Raw genomic sequence first — 16,252 nt, forward strand, 5'->3', positions numbered from 1 at the left:
ATATTAAGCAGGAGCTTACGATGAAAAACTCTGGTACCCAGGTACTTGACGACTCCCATATTACATCTTTTGATCACATCATCATCAACGCACACCTCGCAACATTTTCAGCACATTATGGCTTTAACATTCATGCGAGCACCCATGCAGATAGTGAAAATAATAACTCATCCATAGCAGGTAACACAGCAGTACCCGTTACACCTTACGGTCAGATGGAAAATGCTGCTGTGGGCATCAAAGACGGTAAAATTGCATGGATTGGCACACACCAGCACATCGCACCGTACCTCTCTCATTATAATAATAATCAAATCACAGACGCTGATGGCAACTGGGTAACACCCGGGCTCATAGATTGTCATACCCATATTGTTTATGGGGGCAACCGCAGCAATGAATTTGAAGCGAGACTGCATGGCGCCAGCTATCAACATATTGCCGCACAAGGCGGTGGCATTATTGCAACGGTCAGTGCCACTCGAGAAGCTGACTTTGAAGCACTATTTCATCAAAGTGAGAAACGCCTACTTGCACTCATTCAAGAAGGCGTAACCAGTATCGAAATTAAATCTGGTTACGGATTAGATATTGATACTGAAAGAAAAATGCTAAAAGTTGCCCGTGCACTTGGCCGTAAGCACAACATCCATGTCAGTACAACATATTTAGCGGCCCATGCCATACCTCTTGAATACAAAGAACGTGCCAACGACTATATTGAACAAGTCTGCCAGTGGTTGCCTATTTTGCATAATGAAGGCTTGGTTGATGCGGTCGATGGTTTTTGTGAAAATATCGCTTTCAGTAGTAAGCAAATTAAGCGAGTCTTCGATGTAGCACAATCACTTTCTCTACCAATAAAACTACATTCCGAACAACTATCGAACATAGGTGCTAGTGCTTTAGTCGCAGAATATCAAGGACTATCAAGCGACCACCTTGAGCACTTAACTGAAAATGACATCAAAAAAATGGCAAATAGCGGCACAGTTGCCGTGCTCTTACCAGGTGCTTTTTATACCCTGCGTGATACCAAGCTGCCACCAATTGGTGCGCTACGTAAGCATAAAGTTCCGATAGCAATTTCAACAGATTGCAACCCAGGCACCTCACCACTCACCTCTTTATTACTAGCAATGAATATGGGCTGTACACTATTTTATCTTACGCCTGAGGAAGTGTTGGCAGGTGCAACGGTTTATGCAGCACAAGCCTTAGGTCTGGACAAAAAAGGGAAAATAGAAATAGGCTGCGATGCTGATTTGGCATTATGGGATATCACCCGCCCTGCCGATCTTGCCTATCAGATAGGACTAAATCCTATTGGAGGTACTATGGTTCAAGGGCAGTGGCGTTAATCACAGCAAAAATTTGGGGATCTCCACTTCTAATGGTGGCGCAATCGCGCTTGGCCACCCACTTGGTGCTTCTGGAGCACGCCTTGCAGGGAGTGCCCTACACGACATCAGTGGTAAACCAGGCCAAAAGGCCTTGATTACGATGTGTGTTGGCGTTGGACAAGGGATTGCTATGGCGATAGAAGCCGTATAAAACGCCATTCGTATTATTAGTAAACCCTGCGCTGCCGGATTTATAGCATAATTCGTGCAGCGCGTTAATCTCACTGAACCTTTAACCATGAACAGGCTGTCATCCCGCTTTCATAGGTCATTACCTGCGATATACTGAGGTTTTTGAGCCTAGGGCATTATGAAACCACTGACGCCTGAAATTGTTTTTTTCGATATCGACGAAACCCTGCACCGTAAAAAAACGCAGTATATGCCCGAATCTGCCGTTGATGCGATTAAAGCCTTACATGAGCGCGGGATTCATACTGCGATCGCCACTGGTCGTGCACAAGTTATTTTACCACCGCACATTAATCACCTGTTTACCAGCGGGATTATGGATACGTTGATTAGCATTAACGGCCAATATAACTGTCGTTTTGACGACGGCGAGCGCGTCACCCTATCGCATCATCCGCTTGATCCTGCCATGGTTGAGCGATTGATCACACTACTGCGTAAGCGCGATTTTGCTTATGCCGCGATTGCGCCTGATGCAGTAGCGCTATCTACAGATCATTCACGTATCGACGCGGTGTTAGACGGCATTAGCGGTCAGCATATTGACCCAGATTACGCGCTAAACAACCCGATTTATCAAATGTTGTTGTTTACCGACGAAGCAGAGACTCAAGCGTTGGTAGATGATGAAGCGATTGCGCCAAACCTCGACCTGATACGCTGGCATCAGTACTGTACCGATGTACTCAATACCAATGGCGCTAAAGCGCGCGGCATACGCGATGTCTGCGCCGCGATGAATATCCCTTTAGAACGCACGATGGCTTTTGGTGATGGTTTTAATGATATTGAAATGATGCAAACGGTGGGCTTTGGAGTGGCAATGGGCGATGCGCGTGATCCTGTGAAAGCAGCTGCGAACTACATCACTGGTACAGTCGAAGAACACGGCATCGCCAACGCTTTATACGACCTAGGTGTGCTAAATAAATAAAAAAGGGTGATCAACATCACCCCTTTTTACAGATAATGAACAGATTATTGAACGGGTCCAGCGAGCCATTGCCAAACTTGATCGAGTATGCCAATTTGACCGGCGAAAACTAACACCACAGACAATGGCGCAATCACTTTCACCACTAGCTGCCAAAGCGCCCACCAAAAGCCGTTTAAATTCAACTCCTGTTTGATGCTTTGCTGACGCATAAACCAGCCTAAGAAAATAATCGTTGCGAGGCCGGTGAGTGGCAGCATGATATTCGAGGTGAATTTTTCCAAGAAATCAAAGATATCCAAATCGAATAGTTTAATATCGGCCCAACGGTTCTGTGACAACAACGCCGCCACACCCAGTGCCCAGATCGCCACCCCAGAGGTTAACGTACTCATCGCACGATTAAGGATCGTTTTTTCCTCTAAAAATTCAACCACTGGTTCCATCAGTGACATCGCTGAAGTGATCGCCGCAAAGGTCAGTAATAAGAAAAAGAGCGCGCCTAAAATGACCCCGCCACTGATTTGGCCAAAGGCAATTGGCAAAGTGATGAAGATTAGACTGGGTCCTTGATTAGTCTCTAGACCATTAGCAAAAACAATTGGGAAAATCGCCAACCCGGCAGCGATGGCAATTACAGTATCCATCACAATCACAACGCCAGCGGTGCGTAACAGGTTCACTTCTTTGCCTAAATATGAGCCATAGCTCAGCATAACCCCCATCCCCAAAGAAAGCGTGAAAAACGCCTGTCCCATCGCATCAAGCACCACTTTCTGATTGATTTTGCTCCAGTCAGGCGAGAAGAGGTAGTCGATGGTTTGGCTCATCCCGCCGTTGGTAAAGCCATAGCCCACCAACACAAACAGGCAAATACCCAGCAACGGCATCAGTAATTTGGCAGCACGCTCCAAGCCACTGGCCACCCCTAAAGCAACAATGGCTACGGTCATAATCATAAAAACCGTATGCCAAATCAGCATTTCGGCAGGGTTAGCCAGCAAGTTAGCAAACAGATCACCAGCAGTTTCCCCACTGATGCCATTAAAAGTACCTGTACCTGACTGAAGAATATAGTTGAGTGCCCAACCACCGATCACACTATAAAAGGATAAGATCAGGAACGCAGCTATCACACCACTCGCGCCGACCAAAAACCATATCTTTGGTTGTAAATTCTCTTCGGCCGCTTTTTTCATCGCCGCAATCGGGTTGGTTTGTCCGCGACGGCCGATCAACCATTCGGCAACCAAGATCGGAAAGCCGACCAACGCCAAACACAGTAAATAGGTGAAGACAAACGCTGAGCCACCGCCTTCACCAATCATATAGGGAATTTCCAAATATTGCCCAGGCCAACAGCAGAGCCAACCGCTGCTAAGACAAAGCCTAGGCGACTACTCCACTGTGAGTGGCTATGTTTATGATTCATTGTCATCGATTATCTCCCTTCTTAACCAATCGTTGCGCACAAACGCGCCTAACGACCAGCACTTAAAACCGCCAAAAAGTGCGAAATTATGGCAAAAAATTAAACAATTAGCAATATTTATATGCTGTATTTATGGCAAAAATCCCCTTGGAAGACTAGAGGATAAAACTAACAAGATACCCTATTGAGCAATATCAGCCCACACACCTTCGCTCAAAGTGAGTAAATCTTGTGGGGTGAGTTCAATATCCAGACCACGCCGACCGCCGCTGACAAAGATGGTGTGGTAATTCTTGGCCTGCTGATCAAGATAGAGTGCACAAGGGCGTTTATGCGCGAGTGGACTCATACCGCCTAATAAGTAGCCGCTGCGAGATTGCGCTGTTTTTGCCTCAGCCAGGCTGATTTTTTTAACACCCATCGCGCTGGCCATTTTTTTCAAATCCAACGAACCACTCACCGGCACAATGGCGAGCGCAAACTGCTGTGCTCCAGCGCTAACCATCAACGTTTTGAATACTTGCGCGGCATCAACACCGAGCGCACTAGCCGCTTCTTCGCCAAAATGGCGGTTACTCGGGTCATGGGTAAATTCATGAATGGTTATCGTCACGCCTTGCGCGCGACATAAATCAATCGCCGGTGTCACGCGTTAAATGGCTTCATCGTCCAATTCACCGGTACGAATGCGCACGACTTGCTCAAGCGGACTGACGAAAATTTTTCCATCGCCGATTTTCCCGGAATGTGCCGCCTGTTGAATCGCACGCACCACCTCATCGGCCTGCCCATCGCCAACTGCGATCTCCAATTTAAGCTTCGGCAAAAAATCCACCACATATTCCGCGCCACGATAAAGCTCGGTATGCCCTTTTTGTCGGCCAAAACCTTTAACTTCACTCACCGTCACCCCTTGTACACCAACATCGGCAAGCGCTTCGCGCACGTCATCGAGTTTAAATGGCTTAATAATCGCGGTTATCATTTTCATGGTTTAATCCTTATTCAATGTGTAAAAAGGCGCGTCCAGCTCGCTATAGCGCGTCGGACGGAAGCCGCGTTGTTCGCTGAAATACTGCTCGATATTATCCGCCACACCGAGTACCGCAGCAAAAATAGCCATCCGCATGGTCACGCCGTGATCGGTTTGGCGGAAAATAGCCAGCTGTGGTGCGCTATCAAGATCGGTCGCTAAATCAAACGCCCCTTCACGACTATCGCGTGGTAATGGATGCATGATCACCACATCGCTAGGTGCGTAGCGATCAATGGTTTGACGATTAATGCGAAATTGCTCACTATACCCTTCTGGCGCTTCTTCTGTGCCAAAGCGTTCTTTCTGAATACGGGTGGCATAAAGCACATCAGCATCAGCAATTCCCGCACCTACGCTATCAAAGATAGTCACGGTATGGCCCTTCTCGCGTAACATTTCCACCAATGCATCGGGGGCGCGCAGGGCATGCGGGGCGATAAAATGAAAGGTTATGCGCTCAAACAACGCGAGCAATTTGCTCAAAGAGTGGATCGTGCGTCCGTGTTTTAAATCGCCAACCATGGCAATCGTCATACCATCGATGGTTTTGCCCAAACGATCAAATTCAGCGCTGATGGTGTAGTAATCAAGCAACGCTTGGCTCGGATGTTCGCCCGCGCCATCACCAGCATTAATCACCGGTACTTGAATATGCTCGGCAAATTGCGCCACTGAACCCTGCTCGGGATGACGCATAACAATCGCGTCAGCATACCCGGCAATCACCCGCGCAGTATCGGCGAGCGACTCCCCTTTAGAAATTGAGGAAAAGGTAAAGCCGGTCGTGTCACACACGCTACCACCTAAGCGCGAAAAAGCGGTGTGAAAACTCATACGCGTACGCGTACTCGCCTCAAAAAACAAATTCGCAAGTACCGCCCCTTCAAGCGCATGGCAACGCACTTTGCGTTGCGCTACTGGTTCAAGACGAGTAGCTAAGGCGCGTAGCGCTTCTAAATCCGCACGACTAAAAGGGTCAATCGATAACACATGACGACCAACGAACGACATAACAGAATTCCTTATCCAGAATATTATGCGCATTATGCCATAATGAGGCGCAACAATTAGCAAGAGGATTCTATGATTGCCCTGATCCAACGCGTCAACCAAGCGGCTATTCATGTGGAAAACCGCACCGTCAGCGAGATAGAACACGGTATGCTCGCCCTCATCGGTATCGAAAAAACCGACACTTGGGCCAACGCCGAAAAATTAGCCAACAAACTACTCAGCTATCGTCTGTTTGCCGATCATGAGGACAAAATGAACCTCAATATTGTGCAAAGTGGTGGCGAATTGCTGCTGGTCTCGCAGTTCACCCTCGCAGCGAACACCCAAAAAGGCAACCGTCCTGGCTTTGATCCTGCGATGCCACCTCAGGAAGCCGAAGCATTTTTTGCCCGCTTTTGTGCGCATACCCAATCGCTCTATGAACACGTATCCACCGGTGAATTCGGCGCGAATATGCAAGTCAGTCTGGTCAACGACGGACCCGTCACATTTTGGCTACAAACATAAGTTCGCCATCAAATCCACGATGCTGATACACTAAGACCTTCAGCGATCATTAAAGGAATGTTATGAAGCGCCTTGCCACCCTACTGATTATTTTCTTGAGTACGTATAGCCTTTCTGCACACGCGATTTACGGTACAGCGGATAAAATCGTTCAAGTGGCTGATTGGCCCGATACATTCGAGCTCCAGCTGGCATCTGGCGAATATGTCGATGTTGGGTATTGCTACCGACAAGCGCATATTTTTTTCATCCCTTTGTGGAATTATAATGAGCGCTATTGTGGCTATCTTGGAACAGATGAAGAATACTTAGATATTAGTAAAACGGATTTATTAGGGATTGCTAAAGAACTTGACCTAGATACTTCCTGGGATAACGACCAAGCAAAAATCCCTTTGATGGATCGTATTGGTGGCAAGATCGGCTTGGTGGTGTTAATCATCATGTTCATCCTTTATCACCGGCGCAAAAAAGACCGCTGAACCCGAGCAATCACCTGAGCAAACTGCCGAAGACGATTTTAATCAAGGCGGCCCGAACGCATGATTTGGGAACTGATTGCGACATTGATCGCCGGTGTTGGCGGCGCCGGCATTGTGATTGGCTTACGCTTTTTATTCAAAGGACTATCGAAAGCATTTATTCCTGCCGCTGCCGGCATAGGGATGCTCACTTTTCAAATTTATAGCGAATATACCTGGTTTTCGCACACCCAATCACTACTACCAGAAGAAAGTAAAGTGGTGGCAAAAGTCGCCCAGCCTTCATGGTACAAACCATGGTCGACTTGGCGCCCACCAGTGCTCAAATTCGTCACCTTAGATACCACGAGCCAAACACCGGTTACCGATCACCCAAATCTGGTGCAGGCACGTTTGTATTTTTTTGAACGCCGTATGAGCGCACACAGTTTGTCGATTATCTTTGACTGCCAAAGTGAGCGCCAAGCCAACACCCCACCAGAAGGCACTTCACTTGAATCGCTGAACTGGTACGATAATGCCTATAGCAAACGCGTCGCCGAACTGCTGTGTTCAAATCAAACATAGTCACTAACCAGCGACATAGCGAAGAAAAATCGTATAAAAACCCCATCAGTTACATCCAACTTATGGAGTTCTGTTCAAAGGTGGCGGTTTTCTATGCTCTGTGTACACTATAGGTGGATTACTTTTCGCCTAGCGAGTCAAGCATACGACGAGCTTCAGCATACCCTTGAGCAGCCGCTTTTCGATACCAATACACCGCTGCTTCATCATCTTGCGCAACACCTCTTCCCTCCGCATACATGACACCAAGTTTGGTTTGCGCCAAAGGAAACCCCTGTTCAGCCGCTTTTCTAAACCATCCCACCGCTGCTACGTCATCTTGCGCAACACCTTTTCCCTCCTCATACATGACACCAAGATAGATTTGTGCCAAAGCATTTCCCTGCTCAGCCCCTTGACGATACCAATACACCGCTTCTCCATAATCTTGCGTAACGCCGAATCCAAGTTCATACTTCGAACCGAGCCCTAATTGTGTATTGATATCCCCCTGCTCCGCCGCTTTGCGATACCAATACACCGCTTCTTCATGATTTTGCACAACTCCGAATCCAAGTTCATACATTTCACCAAGTTTTGTTTGCGCTTCAGCATATCCCTGCTCCGCCGCTTTTCTAAACCAAACCACCGCCGCTTCATCATCTTGCACAACACTTCTTCCCAGAGCATACATAACACCAAGAAGAGTTTGTGCCTCAGCATTCCCCTGTTCTGCCGCTTTGCGATACCAATTCACTGCCGCTTCATCATCTTGCGCGATGCCGAATCCGAATTTATACATTTCGCCAAGCTTAGTTTGTGCTTCAGCATACCCCTGCGTTGCCGCTTTTCGATACCAATTCACCGCTGCTTCATTATCTTGCGCGACGCCTTGTCCATAAAAATACATCTCACCAAGATTAAACTGTGCCTCAGCATTTCCAGCTTCAGCGCTGATTTTAGTCGTATTAAATGTATCATCTGCTAATGCCGCGCCCGTAAAACACAGCAGCAATAAAAACACCACCACTTTATTAATGCTCTTCATATTTTTTCCCTGAATAAATAGATTCGTTATCTATTAAACATCATGCCATTTTATCCTAAAGACATCAAAGCAATACTACAGACAAAAACGCCGTCGCCAGCCCGCTACATAGCAAAAGATTGTTTCCATCCGCATTTATGTATAAGCTGAGCTGATACAGTGTAGATAATCTATTAGCATGGAACTTAAAAGAGATTTATTCAAACCGTTATGTATCTTCCGCATTGCCGCCGAAGAACACAGTTTCTCTCGCGCAGCCAATCTGTTGGGCCTGTCTCAACCTGCCATATCTATGGCGATTTCACGCTTAGAAAAAGAATACGATTGCGTGTTATTTGAGCGTAAACGCCCCCAAGTGATCCTCACTCCGGCCGGCAAAATATTTTATGATTTGGTTGTGCCGCTGCTTGATGGCCTGCAAAACATCCCCGATTCATTTGCTGATGCGATTGGTAATATCGACGATGGCGAGGTGCGTGTGGCTGCGAGTGAGGCGGTTTTGCTCAACTTTATGCCGGAAATTGCGGCTTTTTTTAAAAAACGCCACCCCGGCATTTTATTGTCCTTAAGCGCAACGATTGCCAGCAATATCCCCGACCTATTACTCAACGATGAAGTTGATTTTGCCATCGGCAGTTTGATGGAAGAAGACACCCGTCTGCGACAAACAGAAATCTATGATTTTCCAACTATGTTGGTGCTGCCTATTGATCACCGCTTAACCCGTAAGGTTAATGTCAGCTTGCGCGATGTAGCGCGCTATCCGTTGATTGTCCCGCCACGCCATTCTTATACCTGGCAGATGCTGCAAGTGATCTTTGCGCAAAATGAAATCAGCTATCACATCGCCCTTGAAGCTTCGAGCAGCGAAGTCGCCAAACGGTGTGTCGCTGAAGGTCTAGGGGTTGCAATCCTTAGTGAGGCGTGCGCGATGGATGATGATACGATTGTCGCGCGTCCATTTGAGCATTTTTTCCCGCATCGGGCGTATAGCTTAATTGAGCGCCGCGGTAAATTTCTTACCCCACAGGCGCAGCGTTTTCGTCAGGCAGTGCTCAAATGGCATAGCCAGAAACACGCTGAAACTTAAGACAAAATATTAACCAATCGGTACGCTAAACGCTTTGCCAAACCCAGTCACTAATTGCCCATCGGTGGGCGTTAGACGAATAAGATGAAAATCAGGCAAGCTACGTAACAGCGTCAGTGTTTTGCCATGCCGGGCTTGTAAAGCATCAAGCAGCATCGCACCTTGTTCACTATCACACTCAACTTCTTGAGCGCGCACCCGTTGAATCAAGCGCCGCCGTGCATAAATATTGCCGGTTGTGCTTTCATCTTTAATCAGCATGATTTGCCCACCACCATGGTCTAGCAACCCTCGCGTATGCGCAGCAAGCTCGGAGACAAAAATGATGTAGCTGCCTGCTACAAAAATAAACGGCGCGTAGCTCAACGTTCCCTCGCCACACACCAAGATCAAACTCTGACACTGCTCACGCAAAGTGTTAATAAAATCCGCCTGCACCTCGGTAAAAGGTTGGCGTAAATCGCTCGGTTCTCGTTCGCTCATCGCACCCTCCAAAACATAGCACACTTGTCCATCGCGTCTTTTGCCACTAACTAATTAGCGCATTATCAAAAAAATACCTTCCATCAGCAAGTACGAAGGGGGTTTTTCTAGGATTTTAAAACGTTTATCTGCATAACCCCACCAGATTGGTATAGAATAACCGCGCTTATTTATAGGACACAGGAGAACACATGAGCCTAAACGACATTCCTGCCGGGGATAATCTGCCCGAAACATTTAACGCCATCATTGAAATTGCTGCTAATGCTGGGCCGGTCAAATACGAAATTGATAAAGACAGTGGCACCCTGGCTGTTGATCGATTCTTACCTACAGCGATGTTCTACCCCGCCAATTATGGCTATATCCCGCACACACTCTGTGACGATGGTGATCCATTAGATGTTTTGGTGCTTACCCCACACGCAGTTATGCCAGGCTGTTCTTTAGAAGCACGCGCACTTGGCGTGTTGCGTATGACCGATGAAAAAGGTGGCGATGCAAAACTCCTCGCTGTGCCTACGGAAAAAAGTTGCCCAATGTACGCGCACTACCAATCATTAGACGACTTACCCCCGCTGACTCTTGAGCAAATTCGTCACTTTTTCGAACAATACAAAGCGTTAGAAAAAGGCAAATGGGCGAAAATTGACGGCTGGGGCGATAAAGCTGAAGCGATAACCGAAATCGAAAACAGCGTGAAGCTGTATCAGGAAAAAGGTTAAATATGCATACTGCGTGGCGTTGGTCGGAAAATAAAGACGCTTTTGCCGATCGGCGCACGCTGTTCTACGACAGCGAATTTGTTCGTGAGCGCAGTTACTATCCGCAGCTTGCCTTAGTACAATGGCAAGTGAGCGGCCAAACGACCGCTGTCTTGTGTGATCCCTTAGAACAGACCCCGCCTTGGCAGGCTTTAAACCAGCACAATGCGCCGATTGTGATGCACAGTGGCAGCCAAGATCTGGAATTAATCCGTCAGGAATCTGGCACATTACCGCAGCAAATTCGCGACACACAAATTGGTTTTGCCTTGTGTCACCCCAATCTAAGCGTCAGCTTCGCCGAGCTGGTTAAACATTATCTTGATATCGATGTCGATAAAAGCGCCACGCGCAGCGACTGGATCAAACGGCCATTGAACAATAAACAGCTCGATTATGCTGCCAACGACGTTGGGTTATTGGCACGTGTTTACCCCTTATTATGCGCTGAACTCAACCAACTCGGGCGATTGTCTTGGTGGGCAGAAGAATGTGCTGCGTTAAAACGCGCCGCTGTGCAACATCAACTAAGCCAACCTTGGTATAAGCTCCGTCGCGCACCACAGCTCAAAGGCAGAGAAACAGCGGTTGCCGCGCTGCTGCACCAAATCCGTGAAGACCTCGCACGTGAACACGACCAACCGCGGCGGCGTATTTTAGACGATGGCATTATTGTTGATATTGCCAAAAGCGCACCGCAACACATCGAAGACCTCGCCGAACACCTCAAACCCAAACACCTGTTGTTTACTCGACAAAATGAACTAATCGCCGGGCTCGCTAACATTGATCAGCAACCGTATCCGATCATCCCACGCAGCCCACGGCTTAATGCGCAGCAACGCCAACGCTACAACGAATTGGTTGATCGTTGCCAAACGCTTGCTGATAAGCTCAACATTCATCCTGATCTACTCACCACCCAGAAAAACCTTCGCGCCTTCTGTGCCGGTCAACCCAACAACTGCCGTATTGATCAAGGCTGGCGTAAGGTACTATTTGTTGATTAACGCAGCTAGGCATTAATCAGCCATAGCGACACAAAACGATTTCTCAAATCATTGTTCATCAAATCGTTGTTTTATTAATCACAGTCTGTGGTGTTAATGTCAGGCAAGTTCTACTAGAATGAATCGTCTAACTTTCATCATCAGGCTATTATGAAAAAAAATCGTTATCGCTCTAAGACGTCCACATCAGGACGCAATATGGCTGGTGCGCGTGCGCTATGGCGCGCAACCGGGATGACAGACAGCGACTTTGCTAAACCGATTGTGGCGGTGGTTAACTCGTTTACCCAGTTTGTTCCTGGTCACGTTCACCTCAAAGACCTCGGGCAAATGGTTGCGCGCGAAATCGAGAAAGCCGGCGCTGTAGCTAAAGAATTTAACACCATCGCCGTCGATGATGGGATCGCGATGGGTCATGACGGCATGCTGTATTCACTGCCTTCACGCGACATCATCGCCGATAGCGTGGAATATATGGTTAACGCACATTGCGCAGATGCGATGATTTGTATCTCCAACTGCGACAAGATTACCCCGGGGATGTTGATGGCGGCGATGCGCCTGAATATCCCTACGATTTTTGTCTCCGGCGGCCCGATGGAAGCGGGCAAAACCAAACTCGCTGAGCATGGACTTGATCTCGTTGATGCGATTGTGATGGCTGTTGACCCAACAGTGAGCGATGAAACCGTTGATGAAATCGAGCGTAGCGCTTGCCCAACCTGCGGTTCTTGCTCAGGGATGTTCACCGCTAACTCAATGAACTGCTTAACCGAAGTAATGGGGCTATCCTTACCCGGTAATGGCACACTGCTTGCCACCCACGCTGACCGTCGCGAACTCTTCCTCGAGGCCGCAAGACAGATCGTTGCCAACTGCCGGCGCTATTATGATGAAGGAGATGACAGCGTGCTACCACGCAGCATTGCCTCATTTGAAGCGTTTCAAAATGCGATGACGCTAGATATCGCGATGGGCGGCTCAACCAATACCATTTTGCACTTACTTGCCGCCGCGCAAGAAGCTAAGGTGAACTACACCCTCGCTGATATCGATGCGCTGTCGCGCAAAGTCCCGCAGCTGTGTAAGGTTGCACCGAATATCGAAACGTATCATATTGAAGATGTGCACCGTGCCGGTGGGATTATGAATATCTTAGCCGAGCTAGACCGCGCAGGTATTCTCTTCAGTGACCTGCCAACAGTGCATGCGAGTACACTCAAAGAAGCGATTACCCATCATGATTTGATTGATGGGAGCGGTGGGGAAGCCATACGCCATTTTTATCTTGCCGGTCCTGCCGGCATCCCGAGCCAACAGGCTTTCAGTCAAGATTGTCGCTACCCGAGCTTGGACGAAGATCGCGAGCGCGGCTGTATCCGCAATATAGCGCATGCTTATGGTAGCGAAGGCGGGCTTGCGGTGCTCTTTGGCAACATTGCGCTCGACGGTTGTGTGGTTAAAACCGCCGGCGTTGATGAGTCAATCCATGTCTTTAGCGGCACCGCGCGGGTTTACGAAAGCCAAGACGCTGCGGTTAATGGTATTTTGAAAAAAGAAGTCCAAGCGGGCGATGTGGTGATTATTCGTTACGAAGGCCCGCGTGGCGGACCAGGCATGCAGGAAATGCTCTACCCCACCAGCTATCTTAAATCGATGGGGCTTGGTCAAGCTTGTGCACTGCTCACCGATGGACGATTTTCTGGTGGCACATCCGGCCTATCGATTGGCCACGCATCACCTGAAGCAGCAGCCGGTGGTGCGATTGGTTTGGTTGAAAATGGCGACCGTATTGAGATTAACATCCCACAGCGTAGCATTAATCTCATGGTTGATGACGCGGAGCTTAACCGCCGTCGCAGCGAACAAGACGCCAAAGGCTGGCAACCGGCCGAACCGCGTGAACGCAAAGTCAGCACTGCCTTACAAACCTATGCTTTACTTGCTACCAGCGCAGATAAAGGCGCCGTGCGCGATATAGCGCGTTTACAAGCACTCAGTAAGAACGTTTAATACGGATATAAAAAAAAGCCCCACAAACAAACTGTTTATGGGGCTTTACTGACAGGGGTCAGCGTGGTGGGGTCATGATTACATCATGCCCATGCCACCCATACCACCCATACCACCCATACCACCCATACCACCCATATCAGGCGCTGCATGCTCTTCCTTAGGAACTTCTGCAACCATCGCTTCGGTGGTGATCATCAAACCAGCCACAGATGCTGCATTTTGCAGGGCACTACGCGCCACTTTGGTTGGATCGATGATGCCGGCTTCAACCATGTCGACGTATTCGCCTTTTGACGCGTCAAAACCATAGTTTCCACTACCAGCTTTCACTTTATCCACAACGACTGCCGCTTCGCCACCAGCATTCTGCACGATGGTACGCAATGGATATTCCATCGCACGGCGTGCAATATCAATACCAACTTGCTGGTCGTAGTTATCACCTTCAAGATCAGCAATCGCCATTACGGCACGAATCAAGGCAACACCACCACCAGGAACAACCCCTTCTTCAACCGCCGCACGGGTTGCGTGTAACGCGTCTTCTACACGCGCTTTTTTCTCTTTCATTTCAACTTCCGTGGCTGCACCCACTTTAATCACCGCAACACCGCCAGCGAGTTTCGCGACGCGTTCTTGCAGTTTTTCTTTGTCGTAGTCAGAAGTTGATTCTTCGATTTGTGCACGAATGGTACTCACGCGTGCTTCGATGTTCGCTTTTTCACCAGCGCCATCGATGATCGTAGTGTTTTCTTTACCAATCACCACACGCTTCGCGCTACCTAACTGAGTGAGCTCGGTGCCTTCCAAGTTCATGCCAACTTCTTCAGAAATCACCTGACCACCGGTCAAAATAGCGATATCTTCGAGCATCGCTTTACGACGGTCGCCAAAGCCAGGCGCTTTAACCGCAGCCACTTTAACAATACCGCGCATGCTGTTGATTACCAGGGTCGCCAACGCTTCACCTTCAACGTCTTCAGCAACGATCAACAACGGCTGACCTGATTTAGCAACCGCTTCCAAGGTTGGTAATAAATCGCGGATGTTAGAGATCTTCTTATCGTGCAAAAGGATATAAGGGTTCTCTAACTCAACGTTTTGGTTCTGCTGGTTGTTGATGAAATATGGCGAGAGGTAACCACGGTCAAACTGCATCCCTTCAACCACTTCGAGTGAGTCTTCAAGGCCTTGACCTTCTTCAACGGTAATCACGCCTTCTTTACCGACTTTTTCCATCGCTTCAGCGATTTTGTCGCCAACGGTGCGATCAGAGTTCGCAGAAATGGTGCCTACTTGGGCAATCGCTTTGTGATCTTCACAAGGCTTAGAGAGGTCATGCAGCGCTTTAACCGCTTCAACAACCGCTTTATCAATACCGCGCTTAAGATCCATTGGGTTCATGCCCGCTGCCACTGATTTCAAGCCTTCGGTAACGATCGCTTGCGCGAGTACGGTGGCTGTGGTTGTACCATCACCAGCGACATCATTGGTTTGTGAGGCAACCTCTTTAACCATCTGTGCGCCCATATTTTGGTACTTATCTTCCAGTTCAATCTCTTTAGCCACTGAAACGCCGTCTTTAGTCACGGTTGGTGCGCCAAACGCTTTATCAAGCACCACATTACGCCCTTTAGGACCTAAAGTGACTTTAACCGCATTAGCAAGCACATTAACGCCCTTGAGCATTTCTTTACGCGCTTCTTCGCCGAAGCGTACTTCTTTAGCTGACATAATCTAAACTCCTTAAAATAAAAATTCTGTATGAGGTTGGTTGCGCTTAACCAATAACTGCGAAAATTTCGTCTTCGCGCATGATGATGTATTCCTCACCATTGACCTTAACTTCTGAGCCAGAGAATTTACCGAACAGGATTTTATCCCCAGCTTTAACGTCTAATGGACGCACTTCGCCGTTATCCAGCTTTTTACCATTACCTACAGCAATCACCTCACCTTGTGATGGTTTTTCTGCTGCACTGCCTGGTAGCACAATCCCACCAGCAGTTTTAGTCTCTTCTTCCTGGCGCTTAACGATCACACGATCATGTAAAGGACGCAGATTCATAAAAATACTCCTCAAATCAAAAAAATTCCGGTGGTCGCACCGGGCGTTAAACCTATGAGCCTAGATCGGGTCGGCCTGTGTTTTTTCAAGAAAGATTAACTATATTTAATGATAAGAATGGTACTCCCTTTGCTCCTTTATTTACCTAAGACCACCCATCGACAAACCGCTTTGTCACAATACAATACGGCGATTTATGGCATCATGCGTCTATGCACATTTTCTGG

General features: G+C 48.1%; 17 protein-coding genes and 1 pseudogene. 10 read left to right on the plus strand and 8 right to left on the minus strand.

What is annotated here, in order from left to right; genetic code table 11:
- The first annotated feature begins 20 nt into the window (after positions 1-20).
- From hutI to L0B52_RS04850, 3 genes are all read left to right on the plus strand, one after another.
- Entirely contained in the window at positions 21-1,361 is a 1,341-nt protein-coding gene (hutI, locus tag L0B52_RS04840; RefSeq protein WP_235063622.1) for an imidazolonepropionase, read from the plus strand.
- A gap of 13 nt (positions 1,362-1,374) precedes the next feature.
- On the plus strand, positions 1,375-1,554 hold the full coding sequence (locus L0B52_RS04845; protein WP_311195325.1) for a hypothetical protein: 180 nt from the start codon (positions 1,375-1,377) through the stop codon (positions 1,552-1,554).
- A 159-nt stretch (positions 1,555-1,713) separates the two neighbouring features.
- Positions 1,714-2,529: a Cof-type HAD-IIB family hydrolase gene (locus L0B52_RS04850; RefSeq protein ID WP_235063623.1), complete on the plus strand. Its 816-nt coding sequence runs from the start codon at positions 1,714-1,716 to the stop codon at positions 2,527-2,529.
- A 44-nt stretch (positions 2,530-2,573) separates the two neighbouring features.
- Here L0B52_RS04850 and L0B52_RS04855 read toward each other — a convergent pair.
- The 4 genes and pseudogenes from L0B52_RS04855 to pyrB all read right to left on the minus strand — a co-directional run bounded on the left by L0B52_RS04855 (position 2,574) and on the right by pyrB (position 6,008).
- A pseudogene (locus tag L0B52_RS04855) lies at positions 2,574-3,961 on the minus strand (sodium-dependent transporter).
- Positions 3,962-4,142: 181 nt separating this feature from the next.
- Positions 4,143-4,610, minus strand: a complete 468-nt coding sequence (ybaK, locus tag L0B52_RS04860; protein ID WP_235063625.1) for a Cys-tRNA(Pro) deacylase — start codon at positions 4,608-4,610, stop codon at positions 4,143-4,145.
- Positions 4,611-4,613: 3 nt separating this feature from the next.
- Positions 4,614-4,952 carry a P-II family nitrogen regulator gene (gene glnK / locus L0B52_RS04865; protein ID WP_235063626.1) on the minus strand — a complete coding sequence of 113 codons (339 nt, stop codon included), beginning with the start codon at positions 4,950-4,952 and terminating at the stop codon, positions 4,614-4,616.
- Between the two features lie 3 nt (positions 4,953-4,955).
- Positions 4,956-6,008, minus strand: a complete 1,053-nt coding sequence (gene pyrB / locus L0B52_RS04870) for an aspartate carbamoyltransferase (protein WP_235063627.1) — start codon at positions 6,006-6,008, stop codon at positions 4,956-4,958.
- Between the two features lie 72 nt (positions 6,009-6,080).
- Between pyrB and dtd the strand changes: the two genes are divergently transcribed.
- The 3 genes from dtd (at position 6,081) to L0B52_RS04885 (ending at position 7,567) form a co-directional block, all read left to right on the plus strand.
- Positions 6,081-6,518, plus strand: coding sequence for a D-aminoacyl-tRNA deacylase (dtd, locus tag L0B52_RS04875; RefSeq protein ID WP_235063628.1), 438 nt, complete (start codon positions 6,081-6,083; stop codon positions 6,516-6,518).
- Positions 6,519-6,580: 62 nt separating this feature from the next.
- Positions 6,581-7,000, plus strand: coding sequence for a hypothetical protein (locus L0B52_RS04880; protein ID WP_235063629.1), 420 nt, complete (start codon positions 6,581-6,583; stop codon positions 6,998-7,000).
- Between the two features lie 60 nt (positions 7,001-7,060).
- Positions 7,061-7,567 (plus strand): hypothetical protein, encoded by a 507-nt coding sequence (locus L0B52_RS04885; protein WP_235063630.1) that lies wholly within the window; start codon positions 7,061-7,063, stop codon positions 7,565-7,567.
- Positions 7,568-7,685: 118 nt separating this feature from the next.
- Here L0B52_RS04885 and L0B52_RS09640 read toward each other — a convergent pair whose 3' ends face one another.
- A complete protein-coding gene (locus L0B52_RS09640) occupies positions 7,686-8,594 on the minus strand; it encodes a tetratricopeptide repeat protein (protein ID WP_311195326.1) in 909 nt (302 codons plus the stop codon).
- 178 nt (positions 8,595-8,772) lie between these two features.
- Here L0B52_RS09640 and L0B52_RS04900 point away from each other — a divergent pair, with 178 nt between their 5' ends.
- Complete coding sequence (locus tag L0B52_RS04900) at positions 8,773-9,684, plus strand: LysR family transcriptional regulator (protein ID WP_235063631.1); 912 nt, start codon at positions 8,773-8,775, stop codon at positions 9,682-9,684.
- 9 nt (positions 9,685-9,693) lie between these two features.
- On the opposite strand, the gene L0B52_RS04905 is transcribed toward L0B52_RS04900, so the two are convergent.
- On the minus strand, positions 9,694-10,167 hold the full coding sequence (locus L0B52_RS04905; RefSeq protein WP_235063632.1) for a hypothetical protein: 474 nt from the start codon (positions 10,165-10,167) through the stop codon (positions 9,694-9,696).
- 191 nt (positions 10,168-10,358) lie between these two features.
- On the opposite strand from L0B52_RS04905, the gene ppa reads away from it, so the two are divergent.
- From ppa to ilvD, 3 genes are all read left to right on the plus strand, one after another.
- Positions 10,359-10,892 carry an inorganic diphosphatase gene (gene ppa, locus L0B52_RS04910; RefSeq protein WP_235063633.1) on the plus strand — a complete coding sequence of 178 codons (534 nt, stop codon included), beginning with the start codon at positions 10,359-10,361 and terminating at the stop codon, positions 10,890-10,892.
- Positions 10,893-10,894: 2 nt separating this feature from the next.
- Positions 10,895-11,941, plus strand: a complete 1,047-nt coding sequence (locus L0B52_RS04915; protein WP_235063634.1) for an HRDC domain-containing protein — start codon at positions 10,895-10,897, stop codon at positions 11,939-11,941.
- A 150-nt stretch (positions 11,942-12,091) separates the two neighbouring features.
- Positions 12,092-13,954: a dihydroxy-acid dehydratase gene (ilvD, locus tag L0B52_RS04920; protein ID WP_235063635.1), complete on the plus strand. Its 1,863-nt coding sequence runs from the start codon at positions 12,092-12,094 to the stop codon at positions 13,952-13,954.
- A 78-nt stretch (positions 13,955-14,032) separates the two neighbouring features.
- Here ilvD and groL read toward each other — a convergent pair whose 3' ends face one another.
- Positions 14,033-15,691: a chaperonin GroEL gene (gene groL / locus L0B52_RS04925; RefSeq protein WP_235063636.1), complete on the minus strand. Its 1,659-nt coding sequence runs from the start codon at positions 15,689-15,691 to the stop codon at positions 14,033-14,035.
- A 46-nt stretch (positions 15,692-15,737) separates the two neighbouring features.
- Complete coding sequence (groES, locus tag L0B52_RS04930) at positions 15,738-16,025, minus strand: co-chaperone GroES (protein WP_235063637.1); 288 nt, start codon at positions 16,023-16,025, stop codon at positions 15,738-15,740.
- Between the last annotated feature and the right edge of the window lie 227 nt (positions 16,026-16,252).

This window comes from Suttonella sp. R2A3 (genome assembly GCF_021513215.1).
In the GTDB taxonomy this organism is placed as follows: domain Bacteria; phylum Pseudomonadota; class Gammaproteobacteria; order Cardiobacteriales; family Cardiobacteriaceae; genus JAHUUI01.